Origin of the sequence: uncultured Cardiobacterium sp. (genome assembly GCF_938028825.1) — a bacterium.
Taxonomy (GTDB): domain Bacteria; phylum Pseudomonadota; class Gammaproteobacteria; order Cardiobacteriales; family Cardiobacteriaceae; genus Cardiobacterium.
The window spans coordinates 1-18,606 of the sequence record NZ_CALIZP010000015.1 but is presented as its reverse complement, the minus strand read 5'-3'; the positions used below and the strand labels follow the sequence as shown (position 1 = coordinate 18,606).

The window sequence follows — 18,606 nt, the reverse complement described above, 5'->3', positions numbered from 1 at the left end:
CATGGAAAAAACGACCACACCGGGCGGCCTCGACATCGGCGCCGTCCTCTCGGCGGCGCGGATGAAGCGCGAACTCTCCATCGCCACCGCCGCGATGCAATCCAACCTCAGCCAGGAAATCATCGAAAAACTCGAACAGAATCGCTTCGGCGAAATCGGCGCGCCGGTCTTCACGCGTGGCTACCTCAGCCTCTATGCCCGCTTCCTCGGCCTGAACGAAGCCGCCGTCGGCCAGGCCTTCAACAAAATCGGGCGCGAACCGCCGCCGGAACTGCGTCTGAGTGCCGCCAACGTCGAAAGCCAGAGCCGCTCCTACCGCCGCAGCTACCTCGGTTCCTGGCTGCTGCTCATCCCCGTCGTCGCCATCGGCGGCGTCCTGCTTTACCAGCTTTTCGACAACAACTCGTGGCTGATGAAACAAATCAACGGTGCCTTCAACCAGCCTGCCGTCACCGAAGGCGAAACCCCGCCCCCGGCGGGCGGCAACAGCGAAGACATCGTACTGGAAATCGGCGGCAGCCCGCAGGTCCCGCCGACCACCCCGGAAGGCGTACCCGTCAATCCCGAAGTCATCAACGGCATCACCCCGCCTGCCGACAGCGGCGCAGCGGCAAACAGCGGCGAGGCCGCCCCCGCAGCCGCCGGCAACGGCGCGACAGAAACCGCAGAAACCCCGGCAGCGGGCGACGGCAGCGGCATCCGGCTTGCCTTCTCGACCGAAAGCTGGGTACAAATCCAGGACAACAAACGCAAATCCGTGGTCTCGCGCATCATCAAACCCGGCGAAAAAGTCGAACTGCCCGCCGACGGTGCCCCGTACAGCTTCAACATCGGCCGCCCGGACGGCGTCGTCATGCACATCAATGGCCGGGAACAACCGCTGGACAACTATCGCCAGAAAAACTCCGGCCGCCGCTTCACCGTAGATATTCCCAATGGCTAAACCGCAAATCCAGTCCCTGCGCGGGATGAACGACATCTTCCCGCCCGAAGCCGACTACCTGCAACAACTGCACGAGCGCATCCACACCGTGCTCGCCTGCTACGGCTACCACCCGCTGCAACTGCCGCTGCTCGAACAGACCGGCCTCTTCAAGCGCGCCGTCGGCGAAGAAACCGACGTGGTCAGTAAAGAAATGTACACCTTCGCCGACCGCAACGACGAAAGCATCACCCTGCGCCCGGAAGCCACCGCCGGCGTGGTGCGGGCGATGATCCAGCACGGCAAACTGCAACAGCCGCAGCGTGTCTATGCCGAAGGGCCGATGTTCCGCTACGAACGCCCGCAAAAAGGCCGCAGCCGCCAGTTTTCGCAAGTGAGCGTCGAGGCCTTCGGCATCGCGGGCGCGGCGCAGGATGCCGAACTCATCAGCCTCTGCGCCGAGCTCTTCCGCCGCCTGAACATCCTCGACCTGCTGACGCTCGAAATCAACACCATCGGCCTCGCCGACGAACGCCACGCCTACCGGCAGGCACTCGTCGCCTACCTGCAACAGCACGTTGACGCGCTGGACGAAGACAGCCGCCGCCGCCTCACCACCAACCCGCTGCGCATCCTCGACAGCAAAAACGCGGACGTGCAACGCGTGCTGGACGGCGCGCCCATCCTTGACGATTACCTCGGCGAAGCCAGCCGCAGTCACTTCACCCAACTCTGCGCCCTGCTGGACGCCCTCGGCATCGCCTGGCAGCGCAACCCCCGCCTTGTGCGCGGCCTCGACTACTACTGCCACACCGTCTTTGAGTGGACGACCGCCGCCCTCGGTGCCCAGGGCACCGTTACCGCCGGCGGCCGCTATGATGGCCTCGTCGAACAACTCGGCGGCAAACCCACCCCGGCGGCGGGCTTCGCCTTCGGCATCGAGCGCATCATGCTGCTCGCCCAGCAGCGCGACACCTTCCGCACCACGCCGCCTTTGGTGTACGCCATCGCCACCGCCGACGCCCATCTCGCCCTGCTGCTGCCGCTGGTGCAAACCCTGCGCGCGCGCGGCATCAGCGTCGTCGCCCACAACCAGAGCCAGCCGCTGAAAACGCAAATCCGCAAAGCCGACCAAGAAGGCGCGCACTACGCCCTCATCATCGGCGACGAGGAAGCGGCGAATTACAGCGCCGCCCTGAAAAACCTGCGCGACGGCAGCCAGCACACCCTGCCGCTTGCCGACCTGCCCGCCTACCTCGAAGCCCACCACAAGGAAACCCCATGAGCGACAGAACCGACGACGAAACCCTCGAACTCATCCGCGAATGGCTGCAACAATACGGCCTGACCATCATCATCGGCCTCGTCCTCGGCCTCGGTGCCATCGGCGGCTACCGCTACTGGCAGAATCACCAGAGCGGGCAGCGCAACAACGAATCCGCCCAACTCGACACCATCCTGCAAGCCCTCGCACAAAACAAACCGCAAGACGCCGCAAATGCTTATGGCGACCTGCTCAAAGAAGGCGGCGAAATTGCCGAACTGGCCGCGCTGAACATGGCGGGAGCCTACTTCAAGGACAACAAAACCAACGACGCGATGGCCGCGCTCAAACTCGCCGCCGCCAGCAAAGACGAACTGCTGGCACAAAGCGCGCGCTGGCAACTCGCCCTCGCCCTTGCCGCGCAGGGCAACTACGACGAAGCCCTGCAACAGGGCGAACAACTGCGCGACAGCGCCTACGCCGCGCAGGCGGCCGCGCTGCAAGGCTACATCCACGACAAACAGGGCAAAGCCAAAGACGCGCTCGCCGACTACGAACGCAGTCAGCAACTCGCCCCCGCACCGGCGACCGCCCTGCAAATCAACGCCCTGCAAGCGCGCCTCGCGCTCGAAGGAAACGGCCAATGAAAACCACCCGCCGCAGCGCCCTGCTGCTTGCCGGCGCTCTGACCCTGAGCGCCTGCTCGTCCACCTCCGACTTCTTCCTCGGCAAAGACAACCGCCCCGCGCCCAAGCCCCTGCCTGCCGCCGGTGGCAGCGCCGGAGCTACCCTCCTGTGGAAACACAAACTCGGCAGCGGCGGCGCGGATGAGGGGCTCGCCCTCAAACCCGCCGCCTGGGGCGGGCGCATCTACGCCGTCTCCGCCAATGGCCGTCTCTACGCCTACAACAGCGACGGCAGCACCGCCTGGCAACAAAAACTCGGCAACAACATCAGCGCCGGTGTCGCCGCCGACCGCAGAAACCTCTACCTCGGCACCGGCAACGGCGACCTGCTCGCCCTCTCCGCCGCAGACGGCGAAACCGAATGGCGCGCGCCGCTGTCCAGCCTCATGCTCGCCGCCCCCGTTACCGCCGACGGCACCGTCTTCGCGCGCAGCATCGACGGCGTGCTGACCGCCTTCGACGCCGCCAACGGCAGCGAACTGTGGCGCTATCGCATCAAGGAACCCCTGCTCAGCGTACGCGGCAACGCCGAACCCGTCGTCGGCGGCGGTGTCGTCATCCTCACCACCGACAACGGCTACTTCGTCGTCCTCGACCAGCGCACCGGCCTGCCCGTCGTCGAACAGCGCATCGCCAACAGCGCGGGCAGCAACCCCGTCGCCCGCCTGGTGGACATGGACAGCACCCCGCAAGTCGCCGACGGCGTCCTCTACGGTGCCGCCTACCAGTCCATGCTCTTCGCCGTGGACCTGCAACAAGGCCAGCCGCTGTGGCAGCAGGACCGGGTCTCCACGCAAAAAGACATCGCCCTCAGCCGCGACGGCGTGTACCTCGTCAACGACATCGACCACATCATCGCCCTGAACCGCCGCGACGGCAGTATCCGCTGGCAGAATGACCGCCTCGAAGGTCGCTACCTCTCGCCGCCCTTCGCCCTGCCGGACGGCAGAATCGGCGTCATCGACTACCAGGGCTGGCTGCACTGGCTGGACGGTGCCAGCGGCAACCTCATCGGCCAGCAGCGCCTCGCCGCCAGCACCGCCGACGTGCCCGCCCTCGTCCTGCGCGACAGCATCGTCTGGCAACTCAAAGACGGCAACCTCATCAACTTCCGCCCCGAATAACCCGCCCGCGACGCGGCCTCCTTCCTCCAACACCACCACACAAACATCCATGAACATCCTGCGCAAACCGCTGGTGGCACTGGTCGGCCGCCCCAACGTCGGCAAATCCACCCTCTTCAACGCCCTGACCCGCAGCCGCGACAGCATCGTTGCCGATACCCCCGGCCTCACCCGCGACCGCAACTACGGCGAAGCGCGCCTCCTTGATATGCCCTGCCGCATCATCGACACCGGCGGCCTCCTGCGCGAAGAAGAAGCCCAAATCGACTACCGCGTGGATCAGCAGGCACGCGCCGCCATAGCCGAGGCCGACATCGTCGTCTTCCTTGTGGACGGGCGCGACGGCCTCACCGCCGTGGACGAACAAATCGCGCAAGAACTGCGGCGCAGCCACAAGCCCGTCATCCTTGCCGTCAACAAAACCGACTTCGCCGACCCCGACCTCATCCTCGCCGACTTCCACACCCTCGGCATCGGCGACACCCTCGCCATCGCCGCTGAACACCGGCGCGGCATCACCCGCCTTGCCGAACGCATCATCGCCCGCCTGCACGAACTGCCCAACGCCGACCAGTTCGGCGAACCCGAAGAAAGCGGGGAAGACACCGACGACGACATCGCCCTCGCCGTCATCGGCCGCCCCAACACCGGCAAATCCACCCTGCTCAACCGCCTCATCGGTGAAGAGCGCCTCGTCGCCAGCCCCGTCGCCGGCACCACCCGCGACGCCATCGCCATCCCCTACCAGGATGCAGCAGGCGACCGCTTCACCCTCATCGACACCGCCGGTGTCCGCCGCAAAGCGCGGGTCAACGACAAAATCGAAAAATTCTCCATCGTCAAAACCCTGGACGCCATCGAGCGCGCCAACGTCGTCATCCTCATGCTGGACGCACACGAAGGCGTAAGCGAGCAGGACGCGCACCTGTTGGGCGAAATCACCCGGCGCGGCCGCGCGCTCATCATCGCCATCAACAAATGGGACCACCTCGACGCCGAACAGCGCGAAACCATCCGCCAACAATTCACGCGCAAACTGCACTTCGTGGACTACGCCGAAGTCTTCTACATCTCGGCACTGCACGGCAGCAACATCCGCAACCTGCTGCCTGCCGTGAAAAAAGTCTATCGCGCGGCGATGGTCGAACTCTCCACCAACAAACTCACCGAGGCCCTGCAAGCCGCTTACCACCGCCACCAGCCGCCGCTGGTGCAGGGCCGCTCCATCAAACTGCAATACGCGCACCAGGGCGGGCGCAACCCGCCGCACATCATCATCCACGGCACGCGCACCACGAACGTCCCCGACAGCTACACCACCTACCTCAGCAAATACTTCCGCAAACAGTTCAAACTGCACGGCACCCCGGTCCGCATCAGCTACCGCGACAAGGCGAATCCTTACGCCGAACGCTAACGGGACAAGTTAACCTGCCCGGAAACCCGGTCAGGTTTGCCAACACCGTATCCGTTCTATTTGAGACGACCATATCGCCCATCCGTCGGCGGATACTCGCATATCGGCACCTTACCGCCGTTAAGCCCACCGACTATCTTAATCTCGCCATCTCGCCATCTCGCCATACGCGACGCCCTCACCCGGCGCTGCGAGGCCGGGACGGTGCCATGCTCAATCACGCATGACCGCAGCCTGCTATGCACCGCCTGCGACGGATGCCTCCCTGTTGCCAAACAGGCGCGTGCAGCGGCAGAAAAAACACCCCGTCCGGCACAAAAATCCCCCGCCAATCCCCCGCAATGCGGGGATGCCGGGGGTGCATGGTGGTAGTGGCTCAGTACCCGGCATTCATAGCCGAGCGGAACAGGTCAAGCATGAGCGCTTCGAGTTCGCTGTCGCTCAGGGGCTTGCCGTTGAGCTGGTAGCCGTCGGCGTTGATGGCAAAATCGAGGGTGTAGCGGTCATCGGCGGCGACGAAGTGCATTCTTGCCAGTTCGTCCGCGCTGAGGAACTGACCGAGCAGGCCGCCGAGTACGGCGCGGTCAATGTGGGCATGCAGGCGGCTGCCGTGCAGGTATTGTGCGAGCGGCGGGTTGCTGCCGTTTTTGAAGGTTTCGAGGTCGGCTTCGCTCTTGATGTGTTCGGCGAGGGTGATGTCAACGCCGATGCCTTTGCCTGCGCCATTCAGGGCGAAGGCGAGGTGCAGGCCGAGGTCGCGCGCAAGCAGGTCGCGTTGTAGTTGGTCGACCAGCACTTCGCTGCGTTCTTTGCTATCGATCATGGCATCCAGGGTGTTGGACGGCAGGTTTTGCGTGAGCTGGCTAATGCTGTCCGTCGCGAGTGCGGCGGCGCTGTTGTCGCCACGTAGCGGTTTTGCTTGCTGGAAGAGGTCGGCAGCGGCTTGTACGCTTTGCGGGCTGAGGTTTTTCAGGGTGTAGTCGAAGTGAAACTGGTCGGGGACGACGGGCAGCAGCATTTTGATTTGGCTTGCGGCTTCGCCAGCGATGGTGAACTGGCTATCGAGACGGGCGATGAGGTTGTAGGTGCTGTTTTCTTCTTCAATGCCGAGGAGGAGGCTGTTGTCGCGCAGGCTCAGGTCGATATCGCCGTCGCCGGTTTTGAAGCTGCTTTCGCCAAGACGGTATTCGACGCGAGCGGGCAGCTGTTTGCCATCCACGGTGATGAAGGGCAGGCTGACTTGCGGGTTGCGCAGGATGGCCTGGATGTCGTCATCGCGGTAGTTGATGACCGGGCTGTTCAGGGTCAGGCCGCTGTCGGTGTAGTTGAAGGTGATTTGCGCCGGTTCGAAGGTGCTTTTGTCCTGCTGGACGCCGTGCATATCGAGGGTGAGGGTGTTGTTGAGCGGGAAGCCTTTCTCCGGGCCTTGGATGGTGATGTCCGCCCCCTTGAAGGTATTGCCGTTTTTTTCTTCGGCGGGAATGTGTTGGGTGTAGGTGAGGTTACGCAGCAGGTTGACGCGCAAATCTCCGTCGGGTAATTGCGCCTCTGCGGGGTGCTTGATGGTGATGCGGGTGATGTCGAAGCCGGTGAGGGTCAGCGGCGCGTGGCGGATGTCGAGCGGGTAACGGCGGATAGTGTCACCTGTGCTGATAGTGAGGGTAGCAGTCGATGATGCGTAGCCTCGCTGGTAGTTTTCCAGACCAAGTTTGAGTCCCAGGTGTTTGGCAGCCTGTTCGCCAAGCGAACCATCAACTTTGTCGTACAGGCGTTGTTCGGTGAGCTGACCGGCGAGATAGGGGCACCGGCGGCGGTAATGCCGAGGATGACGGCGAGGGTAAGGATTTTTTTCATGTTTTTAGGGGATTGTTTATGAAAAAGCCGGATTCCCGTGGAAATCCGAGTTTATGTCATGGACGATGAGTTTAGTTTCTTTCTAATTCTATTTTTAGATCTCCTTTTATTTCTGATGATAGATTGTTGATTGTATAACATAATGTGTCCTTATCGCCCTCAAGAAAATTGCTTTTGTTATATAATTTAGACATATATCTTACAAGTCCTTCTATCATTTTGCTTTCGTTATCTATTTTTAGAATACGGCACATTAGTTTTAAAAGTTCACCCCTAGAAAGGAAGGGAGATGTATCCTCTCTCTCTTTCTTTTTCTTATCCGAGTGATGCGCAACATACTTATTTCTATAGTTTTTTAAATCATTAGTCCAAAATTCACTTTTAAATTTATTTAATTTTTCAAGAGATTTAGGGAAGTAATCTTTAATAAATCCTTGATTGTTATATATAAGTTCTCCAGCTTTAAAGACATTTATAACGGTGTAGTTAAAAATTACCCTTGATAAAGTAGCTAGGGCGAGTACGTTTTCTTCGCTATCTTCTAGTTTTTCTTTAATTTGATGCAATATGTTTGAACAAGCTTGTAGTTCAAGACTAATATCTTGCAGATAAAAAAACATCGCACATATTTTCTTTTGGTCTTCCTCAGATATATTTTGGGTCATAATTTTTCCTTATTAAAAAAGCGGCCATACCTTAAAGTATGACCGCAGTTAGATTATCCAAATTAGATGATGTGGTTTAAGCTTACATCATGCCCATGCCGCCCATGCCGCCCATGCCGTCCATGCCCGGCGCGGCGGCTTCTTCTTTCTTCGGAATCTCGGCCACCATCGCTTCGGTGGTGATCATCAGCCCTGCGATAGAAGCGGCGTTTTGCAGGGCAAAACGGGTGACTTTGGTTGGGTCGATGATACCGGCGGCGAGCATATCGACGTATTTGTCGCTGGCGGCGTCGTAGCCGTCGTTGCCTTTGCCGTTCTTGACGCGGTCAACGACGACGGCGGCTTCGCCTCCGGCGTTGGCGACGATGGTACGCAGCGGGTATTCCATCGCACGGCGGACGAGGTCGATACCGACTTGCTGATCGTCGTTATCGCCTTTCAGGCTTTCAATGGCGCTGACGGCACGGATGAGGGCAACACCGCCGCCCGGCACGATGCCTTCTTCCACGGCAGCACGGGTGGCGTGCAGCGCATCTTCCACACGGTCTTTTTTCTCTTTCATTTCGACTTCGGTTGCCGCGCCGACTTTGATAACGGCAACACCGCCGGCCAGTTTGGCCACGCGTTCTTGCAGTTTTTCGCGGTCGTAATCGGAGGTGGATTCTTCGATTTGCGCACGGATGCTGGTAACGCGGGCTTCGATTTTTTGTGCATCGCCATTACCGCCGATGATGGTGGTGTTTTCTTTGGCGACGACAACGCGTTTGGCGGTGCCGAGCACGGTCATGTCGGAGCTTTCCAGGGTCATGCCGAGTTCTTCGGAGATGACCTGGCCATTGGTGAGGATGGCGATGTCTTCGAGCATGGCTTTGCGGCGGTCACCGAAGCCCGGCGCTTTGACAGCGGCGACTTTGACGATGCCGCGCATGCTGTTGATGACGAGGGTAGCGAGCGCTTCGCCTTCGACGTCTTCGGCGACGATGAGGAGCGGTTTGCCGGCTTTGGCGACGCCTTCGAGGATCGGCAGCAGGTCGCGGATGTTGCTGATTTTTTTGTCGTGCAGGAGGATGTAGGGTGCATCCAGTTCAACGCTTTGGTTCTGTGCGTTGTTGATGAAGTAGGGCGAGAGGTAGCCGCGATCGAACTGCATACCTTCGACGACTTCGAGCGAGTCTTCGAGCCCCTGGCCTTCTTCGACGGTGATGACGCCTTCTTTACCCACTTTTTCCATCGCTTCGGCGATTTTTTCGCCAACGGTGTTATCGGAGTTGGCAGAGATGGTGCCGACTTGGGCGATTTGTTCGTGGGTTTCGCACGGTTTGGACATGTCGTGCAGCGCTTTAACGGCGCCGGCAACGGCTTTGTCGATACCGCGTTTGACATCCATCGGGTTCATGCCGGCGGCAACGGCTTTCAGGCCTTCGCTGACAATCGCCTGGGCGAGCACGGTGGCGGTGGTGGTGCCGTCGCCGGCGACATCATTGGTCTTGGAGGCGACTTCTTTCACCATTTGCGCGCCCATGTTCTGGAATTTGTCTTCCAGCTCGATTTCTTTCGCGACGGAAACGCCGTCTTTGGTGATGGCGGGCGCGCCGTAGGCCTTGTCGAGGATGACGTTGCGGCCTTTCGGGCCGAGGGTGACTTTCACGGCGTTGGCGAGGATGTTCACGCCTTTGAGCATTTCTTTGCGGGCAACTTCGCCGAAGCGGACTTCTTTGGCTGACATAGTGTTTGTACTCCTGAAATGTTATTGAAATCTGATAGCTGGATGATTACTGGATGATGGCGAAAATTTCTTCTTCGCGCATGATGATGTAGTCTTCACCATCGACTTTCACCTCGGAACCGGTGTATTTGCCGAAGAGGACGCGGTCGCCGGCTTTGACATCGAGCGGGCGGAGGGTGCCGTCCACGACTTTGCCGGGGCCTGCGGCGATGACAACGCCTTCTGAGGGTTTTTCAGCGGCGCTGCTGGCGAGGACGATGCCACCTGCGGTGGTGGTTTCTTTTTCCTGACGTTTGACGATGACGCGGTCATGCAAGGGTCGAAGGTTCATGTTTTTCTCCTAATGTTAAAAATGGAAAGCCCGCCGGGAAGCGGGGGTGTTGATTACACAACGCCCTAGATAGGGTTGGCGGGTTGCGCTTTCAAGGATGCGGGAGGATTTTTTTTTAAGTCTTTGCTTTTGCAGGTGCTGTGCATGAAAAAAGACGGCGTTTGCCGTCTTTGCCGTTGCCGCATGACCGCTCAGGCGAGTTCGACGGGGCCGTGGTTGTCGCAGTGGCCGTCGTGCGGGTGATGCAGGTGGCCGTCCACGAGATAGTCAATGTGATCGCCGTGCGGCACGGCCTCGTGACCGCAGCCGGGGCCGTGGACGTGTCCCGCTGCGTGGCCGCCGCAGCGGTGGTCGGGGGTGCAGGCATCGGGGTTGGTGGCGCTGACGGCGATGCGGTGTTCATCCACATGGTCGTGGTGCGGATGGTGCAGATGGCCGTCGTGCAGATAGTCGATGTGGCCGTCATGCCTGATGGCGGTGTGGCCGCAGCCCGCGCCGTGCCGGTGCGGGTGGTCGGCGTGGTGCGGCTGGGAGCAGGTATCGGTCATTTATGAATTTCCTTGTGTTTTTTTTGTGAAAAATGCCGCCTGACGGCGGCGGCGCGCATGGTAGGGAAGGCGCAGCGGGCAGTCAAGCGGCATGGTTGTGCAGTTTCGCCGCAGCACGGGTCGGGGCGCTTATATCCGCCGCACGAGGTTTTCCACCATTTCGGCGGAGTGCACCGAGGCGGTTTGCAGGAATTGCTCGAAGCTGTATTCGGCTTCGCCGTCGGCAAGATCGGAGAGGGCGCGAACGATGACGCAGGGGCGGCTGAACTGGTAGGCGGTCTGGGCGATGGCGGCGGCTTCCATTTCCACGGCCAGCGCGTCGGGGAAATGGGTGCGGATGCTCGCGATTTTGTCGGCGCTGTTGATGAACTGGTCGCCGCTGACGATGAGGCCGTGATGCACGGTGGCGCCGTCGAAGGCGGTGGCGGCGTGGGCGGCGTGTTCGACGAGGGTGGCGTCGCTGTCGAAACGCGGCGGCAGTTGCGGGATTTGCCCGATGACGTAACCGAAGGCGGTGGCGTCGGCGTCGTGGTGCGCGGTCTGGGTGCCGATGACGACGTCGCCCTGCTTCATGCCGCCTTGCAGGCCGCCGGCGCTGCCGGTGTTGATGATGTAGGCGGCGTTGTATTGGTTGATGAGCAGAGTGGTGGTGATGGCGGCGTTCACCTTGCCGATGCCGCTTTGCGCGAGCAGCACGGGTTTGCCGGCGAGTTTGCCGCGCGTGATGCCGATATGGGCGACGGTGTCGGTTTTTGTGTCGCTGAGGCGGCTTTGCAGCAGGGCGATTTCCTGCTGCATGGCGCCGATGATGGCGATGGGGGCGTTGTGCATGTTTTTTGTGGTCTCCGTGTGGTTTTCCGTGGGCATTGTACGACGGATGCCGCTACCATGCGGTTTCATTGATAGTTTATTAAAGTTTTTATATGATTTCCGCGCTGTGCGACAGCCGGATGTCTGCCGGTATGCGGCGGGGCATCGTCCCCGTTTTTTTGTATTCCGTAAATCTGTTTAGAGAGAGTTGTAACACAATGATTCCTTTAATTGTTGCCTGCCACGGGCGGTTTGCCGAGGAGCTCGTCAAATCTGCCGCGATGGTTTATGGCGAGGCGGAGCGTGTGCATGCGGTAACGTTCATGCCCGGCGAGGGGCCGGATGACTTGCTGCGCAAGTATGAGGGGATCGTCGCCGCCGAGAGCTCGCCGGAGGCGGTGCTGCTGCTGGTTGATTTGTTCGGCGGCAGCCCGTACAACGCGGCGGTGCGCCTCGCGGCGGTGCATGACGGCATGGATGTATTGTCCGGCGTCAACCTGCCGATGCTGCTGGAACTGCTGGACAGCCGCGATGAAAAGAGCACAGTGCCGCAGCTGGTCGAGAATGCGTATAACGCCTCGCGCGAGGGCACCAAGGCTTTCCGCACCCCACTTGCCGCTGTCGCCCCCGCTGCACCTGTCGCCGAAGTCGCACCTGCGGCAGATCGCCGCGCCGGCCGCCCGACATCCGGGCATATGCAAATCCCCCTGCTGCGTATCGACAACCGCCTGATTCACGGCCAGGTGGCGTCGAGCTGGGCGAAGGTGGTGAAGTGCGACGCGATTTTCGCCATCGATGATGATGTGGCGAAAGACCCGCTGCGCGCCAAGCTGCTGTTGCAGGTCGCGCCCGCGCATTTGCAGGCGTATGTGATTCCGGTCGATAAGGCAATCAAGGTCTGGCACAACCCGATGTATGCCGATCGCAAGGTGCTGTGGCTGGTGTCGCGCCCTGGCGATGTCGTCCGCCTGATTGAGGGCGGCGTGGACATCAAGAAGGTCAACGTCGGCGGCATGACGCACCGCGAAGGCTGCAAACTTATCAGCCAGGCGGTCGCCATCGATGCCGATGATCTCGCCGCCTTCAAGAAACTGCACGACATGGGCGTGAAGATGACGCTGCAACAGCTGCCGACCAACGCCGAAGAAGACGTCATGCCGAAACTGGCCAACATTCATTTCTAGGAGAACAAACATGAGCCTGGACATTATCCTCGTCTCCTTGGTGGGACTTATCTGCGGCATGGGTTCGGTGCTTGACGAACGGCAAATGCACCGCCCGCTCGTCGCCTGCACCCTCGTCGGCCTCGTCCTCGGTGATTTGCGCACCGGCGTCATGGTCGGCGGCGCGCTCGAACTCGTCGCCCTCGGCTGGATGAACGTCGGCGCGGCGATGGCGCCGGATGCGGCACTCGCCAGCGTCGTTTCCGCCATCCTCGTCATCAAGGGCGGCCTGCCGGTCACGGAAAGTATCACCGTCGCCGTTCCGGTCGCCGTTGCCGGGCAGATGCTGACCATCTTTGTGCGCACCATCGCCGTATTCTTCCAGCACATGGCGGACAATTTCGCCAAAGACGCCAACTTCCGGGGCATCGAATTCTGCCACTTCACCGCGCTCCTCTTGCAGGGACTGCGCGTCGCCATCCCGGCGGGACTCGTCGCCGCCACTGCCAGCGTCGAGAACGTGCAGGCCATCCTCGCGCAGATTCCGGTCGAAGTCACCGAAGGGCTGCGCATTGCTGGTGGCGTCATCGTCGTCGTCGGTTACGCGATGGTGATCAACATGATGAGCGTGCGCGCGCTGCTGCCCTTCTTCTTCCTCGGCTTCGTCATCGCCGTCTTCTCCAGCTACAACCTCATCGCCCTCGGCATCATCGGCACCGTGCTGGCCATCCTCTACATCCAGCTCAGCCCGCGCTTCAACAAATCCGCTGCTGCAAGCGGTCCTGTCGCGCGCCAAGCCCCGCTGGCCGATGACGAACTCGAAGGACTATAAGGAGAACCCCCATGAGCGACAACCAAACCACGCAAACCAAAAAACTGACCAAGGGCGACCTCTACCGCATGTACGCCCGCTCGACCTTCCTCCTCGGTTCGTTCAACTTCGAGCGGATGCAATCGATGGGTTTCTGCGTCACCATGATGCCCGCCATCAAGCGGCTGTACAGCACGAAGGAAGAGCGCGCCGCCGCGCTGAAACGCCACCTCGAATTCTTCAACACCCAGCCGTGGATCGGCTCCGCTATCATGGGCGTAACGGCGGCAATGGAAGAACAGCGCGCCAACGGCGCCCCGATTGGCGACGGCGCCATCAGCGGGGTGAAAGTCGGCCTGATGGGGCCGCTGGCCGGCGTCGGCGACCCGATTTACTGGGGCACCGCGCGCATCATCCTCGCCGCCCTCGGCGCTGTACTGGCTGCGACCGGCAGCATCGTGGGTCCGCTGCTCTTCTTCATCGGCATCAACGTCATCCGTGTCCTCACCCGCTGGTACAGCATGAAATACGGCTATGAAAAAGGCACGGCCATCGTCAGCGACATGGAAGGCGGCCAGTTGCAGAAACTGACCACCGGCGCCTCCATCCTCGGCCTCTTCGTCATGGGCGGCCTGGTGGCGCGCTGGGCGAGCCTCAAGATTCCCTACGTTATCGCGAAGTACAAAGACCAGACAGGAAAGGAAGTCATCGTTACCGTGCAATCGGTACTGGACAGCCTCCTGCCCAACCTCGTGCCGCTGCTCCTCACCTTCCTCTGCATGTACCTGTTGAAGCGTAAAGTCAGCGCCATCCTCATCATCCTCGCGATGTTCGTCCTCGGCATCCTCGGCCGCTACGCCGGCATCCTCGGCCTTTAACCCCAAACCACACCGGCGCGCCCTGCGCGCCGGTGCCGCATTCTCTCTCGCAACAGTAAAGGAATACCCATGAACGGCACCCTCATCGGCAACACCCTGCGCGGCCTTATCTACACCCTGCGCCCGGGCAACCTGTTCTTCATCCTGCTTGCCGCCGTCCTCCTCGTCGTTGCGGGAACCCTCTACCTCGGCGACCTCACCGCCCACCTCCTGGCGCAGGAAGAAACCGGTACTTTCACCCGGATTTTGCCCACGCCGCGCGTGTGGGGCGTCCTGGCCGCCGCCTGCCTGCTGCTGCTTGCCAAAAACTTCGACAACGCCGCCCGCATCTGCGCCGGGCACAAAAACGCGAGCTTCCTGCCGCTTGGCGAAACCGGTGCCGGCGGCCTGCTCCTCTACCTCATCGGCCTGCTCCTGCTCGGCCTCATCCTCGGTGCCGCGCCCTTTGCCTGCCACAACCTCGGCATCGGCACCAACATCACCCGCTACGTTGACGGCACCTGTGCCATCATCGCCTGCCTGCTTTTGCCCGCCGCCACCCTCGTCTGCCTGGAAGACCGCAGCGCCGGTGCGATGCTCGGCATCCGCCGCAACCTTGCCGCCATCGGCGACATCGGCCTTATCCGCTACCTCATCCTGCTCCTCCTCATCGGCGGTGCCGTGGCGGGCGTCGGCTGCGCCGTGCATCACCTCTTCCGGCAACACCTCGCCGGACAACTGCCCGCCATCATGGGCGGCATCGCCGCCAACCGCTACGACTACACAAAAATCCCGCTCATCCACTATTGGCACGCCGTCATTATCGCCGTTCTTGGCTGCTGGCTCTTGACCTACATATATAGCGCCGCCGCCTGGTTCTTCCCGCGCGAAGACGACGAAGACGACAGCGAACCGGCCATGAACCTGCGCGAACGCGCCCGCCTCGCCGTCGCCGACATGTGCCCCGCCGCCGCAGCGCCCACCGGCGGCAACCCGCTGCCGGCAGCCCCCGCTCCGGGCGCAGAACCCTCCCGCCTGCGCCGTGCCATCGCCGCCCACAAAACCGCGCCGCCCGCGCAGACAGGCGGCAAGCAGGAACCGCAACTCCCCCGTCCCGACGAACCGCCGCCGCTCCTGCGCGGCAACGCCCGCCATACCACTGCCGCAGAAAACGCGCCCGCCGCCGACAAACAGGAACCGCAGCTCCCCCATCCCGACGAACCGCCGCCGCTCCTGCGCCGGCGGCAAACGGCCGCCGTCCCCGCCCCGGATGGCGACAAAAACGAACCGCACATTGTCCCGCCCGAAATCGAACTGCTCAAAGAGGCCGACCTCACCCGCATGAACCTCGAAGAACAGCAGGCCTTCGCCCGTGCGCTGGCACAGGCCGACGAACACTTCAAACACGGGCGGATTGACGACGGCCTCGCCCTGCTCCGGCCCTACACCGACGACGCGCACGATCCGGCCGTTTACTATCCCGCCTACCAGCGCCGCTATGCCCTGCAACCGCAGGACGACTTGCTGCACCGCCTGATGATGGCCGCCGCGCGCGGCAACGCCCATTGCTACGACCTCATCCGGCCCGAACTCGACCGCATCAACCCCGCCGAACTGCCTGCCGCCATCATCCGGCCGCTCGCGCAAACGGCAGCCACCCGGCAACAGTACCGCACCGTCCTCGCTCTCACCCGCAACTTCGCGAAAAACCACCCCGAACACCCGCACCTCGCCGACAACTACTACCTCGCCGCCCTCGCCCTCGCCCACAGCGGGCGGGCGGACAAAGCCCTGCCCATCCTGCAACAACTGCTCGCGCGCTATCCCGAACACCCGCATGGTGACCGCTTCCGTCACGCCGCCGCAGCCCTGCAAGACGGACAAACACCGTAACCCGGCAATACCGCCCCCACCCCAAGCCCAAAGCAAAGACACCATGAACAACGGCTCCCTCATCGGCAACACCCTGCGCGGCCTCATCCACCCCTTTCGCCCAAGCAACCTCCTCTACATCCTCCTCGCCGCCCTCCTCATCACCCTGGCCGTCACCCTCCACCTCGGCGACCTCACCACCAGCATTTACTTCCAGTCCGCCACCCCGCTGCCCATCTACCCCCTGCCGGAAATCCTCCCATCCGTCACTACTTTCTCCCTCCTCCTTGCTGCCCTGTTCCTCCTGCTCGCCAAAAATCTCGACAACGCCACTCGCCTCTATAACGGCCACCGGCGCGGCAGCTTCGCCCTGCTGCGCGACACCGAACTTAACCGCCTCATCCAGTACCTCACCGGCCTCGCCCTCTGGGCCGTACTCCTCTGCGCCGCCCCCTTTATCTGCGCCAATCTCGACGTGGATGACAATATCACCCGCCACGTCGAACACGGCTGCGCCCTCATCGCCTTCCTCCTCGCCCCGGCCATCACCCTCGCCTATATTGACGGCGACACCGAAGCCATGGTGGACACCGCCGCCCTGTACAAAGCCGTGGCCGACATCGGCTTCATCCGCTACCTCATCCTGCTGGCGCTCATCGCCCTCCTCATCGCAGGCTTCCACCACGCCGCCCAATACCTCTGGCAACAATACCTCCTGGGCTACATCATGGTCGCCATCGAACAGCTCAGCCTGCAAGAAAAATACGACTACCGCCGCCTGCCGCTCGACTACTACCTCTACGCCGGCCTGATGGGTGCCCTCATTGCCTGGCTCATCACCGCCGCTTACAGCCTCGCCGCCTGGAACTACCCGCGCGACGACGAAGACGACGAAACAGAAGACGACAACGACACCGCCGCTGCCGTGCCGGCGGCCGGCACCGCCCCGACGCCTGCCGTCACGTCGCCCGCCGCACCAACCGAACCCGTAGAAACCGCAGAAACCGCCGACGAGCCGGAAGAGACCACCGCCGACGCCGCCGACGCAGACGGCGCGACCGAACCCGTCGCCGCAACCGCCGATACCGCTGCCGACCTGCAAGAAACCTTCATCCGCGACCTCGCCCGGGTGGACGAGCACCTCAAACAGGGCGACATCAAAACCGGTATCGCCCTGCTCAAACCCTACACCGATGCCGACCACGACCCCGTCACCTACTTCCCCGCCTACCAGCGCCACTACGCCCTGCAACCCGACGGCGACCTGCTGCGCCGCATCGCCCAGGCGGCGGCACGCGGCGACGAAGCGTGCTACGACCTCATCCAGCCCGAACTCGAACAAATCGACCCCGGCGAACTCCTTGCCGGCAGCATCCACCCGCTGGCGCAAATCGCCGCCCGCCGACGGCAATACCGCACCGTGGCCAACCTCACCCGCGACTTCGCCGAAAAATACCCCGCGCACCCGCACCTGGTGGACAACCAATACCTGGCGGCTCTCGCCCACGCCCACAGCGGCGAAGCCGCAAAGGCCCTGCCGCTGCTGGAAGAACTCTACGCACACTACCCGCAGCATCACCGCGCCCCGCAAATCGCCCGCCTTCTCGCCGAACTGAAAAACGCCCCTCCGCCGGAAAACACACCATGAGGCCGCTCCTTGCCACCTCATCCCGCACCACCCCATCCGCTCATCAACCCTAAGGAAACCGCTCCATGAATGACCTCACCCCGATAGAAGCCCTGCAACGCAGCCTGCGCTACTCCTGCAAGCCCGGCAGCCTCATCTACACCCTGATAATCGGCATCATCGCCGGACAGACGCACATCATGCTGGCGAAAAAGCTGTATGTCGTCATGATGACCAATAAAGGCGTTGGCGCCCTCTTTCTGGCAGTGCTGCTGCACCTCGCCGTCTATTTCTTCTTCCTCGACGCCAAACTGCTGGATAACGCCAAGCGTATCCGCGCCGGCATGGGTGACGAATCCGTGCCCATCACGCCGTTCAGCCACATGACCGTGGGCGGTGTGCTCCGCTACTTCGGCGGCATCCTCCTCCTTACCCTGCTCTTCCCGATCAGCATCAACTTCATCCTCGGCTTCCTCGCCGCTTTACTGGGTGCAAAAGAAACCCTCTTCTACATCGCCACGGGGCTCAATGTGCTGCTTATAGCTAATACACCTAACATTTCATACATCTAAGCAAATAAAGTAGCGTGAAGATGCAATGAGATTTAATATAGATAAAATCCTTATTAATTTTTGTATAGATAGATGAATATGGCTTATTCTGCTGACTTTCGCCAAAAAGTCCTGCAATCATTAACTCGGGGCTTATCTGTCCGGCGAGCTGCCAAACTATTTGGCATTCATTTCACAACTATCCAAAAATGGAAAACAGCACCTGATAGGCCCAAAGTACCGCAAATACGGCGACCCAGAAAAATCAGTAAAGAAGCACTATTGGCAGATGTCGAAACTCACCCGACCGATTATTTGCATGAACGTGCCAAACGTTTCAATTGCACACCTACTGCCGTCCATAAAGCCATGCGGCGT

The 18,606-nt window shown here is 61.4% G+C and carries 18 protein-coding genes; 12 read left to right on the top strand and 6 right to left on the bottom strand.

Annotation, left to right across the window (positions count from 1 at the left end):
• Nucleotide 1: 1 nt before the first annotated feature.
• From Q0562_RS01755 to der, 5 genes are read left to right on the top strand one after another with little or no spacing between them, the layout of a single operon-like run.
• A complete protein-coding gene (locus Q0562_RS01755; protein ID WP_298640320.1) occupies nt 2-943 on the top strand; it encodes a RodZ domain-containing protein in 942 nt (313 codons plus the stop codon).
• On the top strand, nt 936-2,207 hold the full coding sequence (gene hisS / locus Q0562_RS01750) for a histidine--tRNA ligase (protein WP_298640318.1): 1,272 nt from the start codon (nt 936-938) through the stop codon (nt 2,205-2,207). The genes Q0562_RS01755 and hisS overlap by 8 nt, the downstream gene beginning before the upstream one ends.
• Nucleotides 2,204-2,833: a tetratricopeptide repeat protein gene (locus tag Q0562_RS01745; RefSeq protein ID WP_298640315.1), complete on the top strand. Its 630-nt coding sequence runs from the start codon at nt 2,204-2,206 to the stop codon at nt 2,831-2,833. The genes hisS and Q0562_RS01745 overlap by 4 nt, the downstream gene beginning before the upstream one ends.
• On the top strand, nt 2,830-3,996 hold the full coding sequence (bamB, locus tag Q0562_RS01740; protein ID WP_298640313.1) for an outer membrane protein assembly factor BamB: 1,167 nt from the start codon (nt 2,830-2,832) through the stop codon (nt 3,994-3,996). Before Q0562_RS01745 ends, bamB begins: the two co-directional genes overlap by 4 nt.
• Before the next feature lie 49 nt (nt 3,997-4,045).
• On the top strand, nt 4,046-5,413 hold the full coding sequence (gene der, locus Q0562_RS01735; protein WP_298640310.1) for a ribosome biogenesis GTPase Der: 1,368 nt from the start codon (nt 4,046-4,048) through the stop codon (nt 5,411-5,413).
• Between the two features lie 376 nt (nt 5,414-5,789).
• Here der and Q0562_RS01730 read toward each other — a convergent pair whose 3' ends face one another.
• The 6 genes from Q0562_RS01730 to Q0562_RS01705 form a co-directional block, all read right to left on the bottom strand.
• On the bottom strand, nt 5,790-6,938 hold the full coding sequence (locus Q0562_RS01730) for a hypothetical protein (protein ID WP_298640308.1): 1,149 nt from the start codon (nt 6,936-6,938) through the stop codon (nt 5,790-5,792).
• Nucleotides 6,939-7,338: 400 nt separating this feature from the next.
• The gene (locus Q0562_RS01725) at nt 7,339-7,932 is read right to left on the bottom strand and encodes an integron-associated HEPN domain-containing protein (protein WP_298640306.1); all 594 of its coding nucleotides are present in this window, start codon (nt 7,930-7,932) and stop codon (nt 7,339-7,341) included.
• A gap of 82 nt (nt 7,933-8,014) precedes the next feature.
• A complete protein-coding gene (groL, locus tag Q0562_RS01720) occupies nt 8,015-9,658 on the bottom strand; it encodes a chaperonin GroEL (protein ID WP_298640304.1) in 1,644 nt (547 codons plus the stop codon).
• Nucleotides 9,659-9,704: 46 nt separating this feature from the next.
• Nucleotides 9,705-9,989, bottom strand: a complete 285-nt coding sequence (locus tag Q0562_RS01715; protein WP_298640302.1) for a co-chaperone GroES — start codon at nt 9,987-9,989, stop codon at nt 9,705-9,707.
• A 191-nt stretch (nt 9,990-10,180) separates the two neighbouring features.
• The gene (locus Q0562_RS01710; RefSeq protein WP_298640299.1) at nt 10,181-10,537 is read right to left on the bottom strand and encodes a hypothetical protein; all 357 of its coding nucleotides are present in this window, start codon (nt 10,535-10,537) and stop codon (nt 10,181-10,183) included.
• A 129-nt stretch (nt 10,538-10,666) separates the two neighbouring features.
• Nucleotides 10,667-11,368, bottom strand: a complete 702-nt coding sequence (locus Q0562_RS01705; RefSeq protein ID WP_298640295.1) for a 5'-methylthioadenosine/adenosylhomocysteine nucleosidase — start codon at nt 11,366-11,368, stop codon at nt 10,667-10,669.
• Nucleotides 11,369-11,565: 197 nt separating this feature from the next.
• Between Q0562_RS01705 and Q0562_RS01700 the strand changes: the two genes are divergently transcribed.
• The 7 genes from Q0562_RS01700 to Q0562_RS01670 form a co-directional block, all read left to right on the top strand.
• On the top strand, nt 11,566-12,531 hold the full coding sequence (locus Q0562_RS01700) for a mannose/fructose/sorbose PTS transporter subunit IIA (RefSeq protein WP_298640292.1): 966 nt from the start codon (nt 11,566-11,568) through the stop codon (nt 12,529-12,531).
• A gap of 10 nt (nt 12,532-12,541) precedes the next feature.
• Nucleotides 12,542-13,342: a PTS mannose/fructose/sorbose transporter subunit IIC gene (locus Q0562_RS01695; RefSeq protein WP_298640289.1), complete on the top strand. Its 801-nt coding sequence runs from the start codon at nt 12,542-12,544 to the stop codon at nt 13,340-13,342.
• An 11-nt stretch (nt 13,343-13,353) separates the two neighbouring features.
• On the top strand, nt 13,354-14,199 hold the full coding sequence (manZ, locus tag Q0562_RS01690; RefSeq protein WP_298640286.1) for a PTS mannose transporter subunit IID: 846 nt from the start codon (nt 13,354-13,356) through the stop codon (nt 14,197-14,199).
• A gap of 69 nt (nt 14,200-14,268) precedes the next feature.
• A complete protein-coding gene (locus tag Q0562_RS01685) occupies nt 14,269-16,071 on the top strand; it encodes a hypothetical protein (protein WP_298640284.1) in 1,803 nt (600 codons plus the stop codon).
• 43 nt (nt 16,072-16,114) lie between these two features.
• Nucleotides 16,115-17,698 carry a hypothetical protein gene (locus tag Q0562_RS01680; RefSeq protein WP_298640281.1) on the top strand — a complete coding sequence of 528 codons (1,584 nt, stop codon included), beginning with the start codon at nt 16,115-16,117 and terminating at the stop codon, nt 17,696-17,698.
• Nucleotides 17,699-17,763: 65 nt separating this feature from the next.
• Nucleotides 17,764-18,249, top strand: coding sequence for a hypothetical protein (locus tag Q0562_RS01675; RefSeq protein ID WP_298640279.1), 486 nt, complete (start codon nt 17,764-17,766; stop codon nt 18,247-18,249).
• A gap of 78 nt (nt 18,250-18,327) precedes the next feature.
• Nucleotides 18,328-18,606: IS630 transposase-related protein (locus Q0562_RS01670; RefSeq protein ID WP_298640276.1), on the top strand; the 279-nt coding region annotated here is incomplete at its 3' end.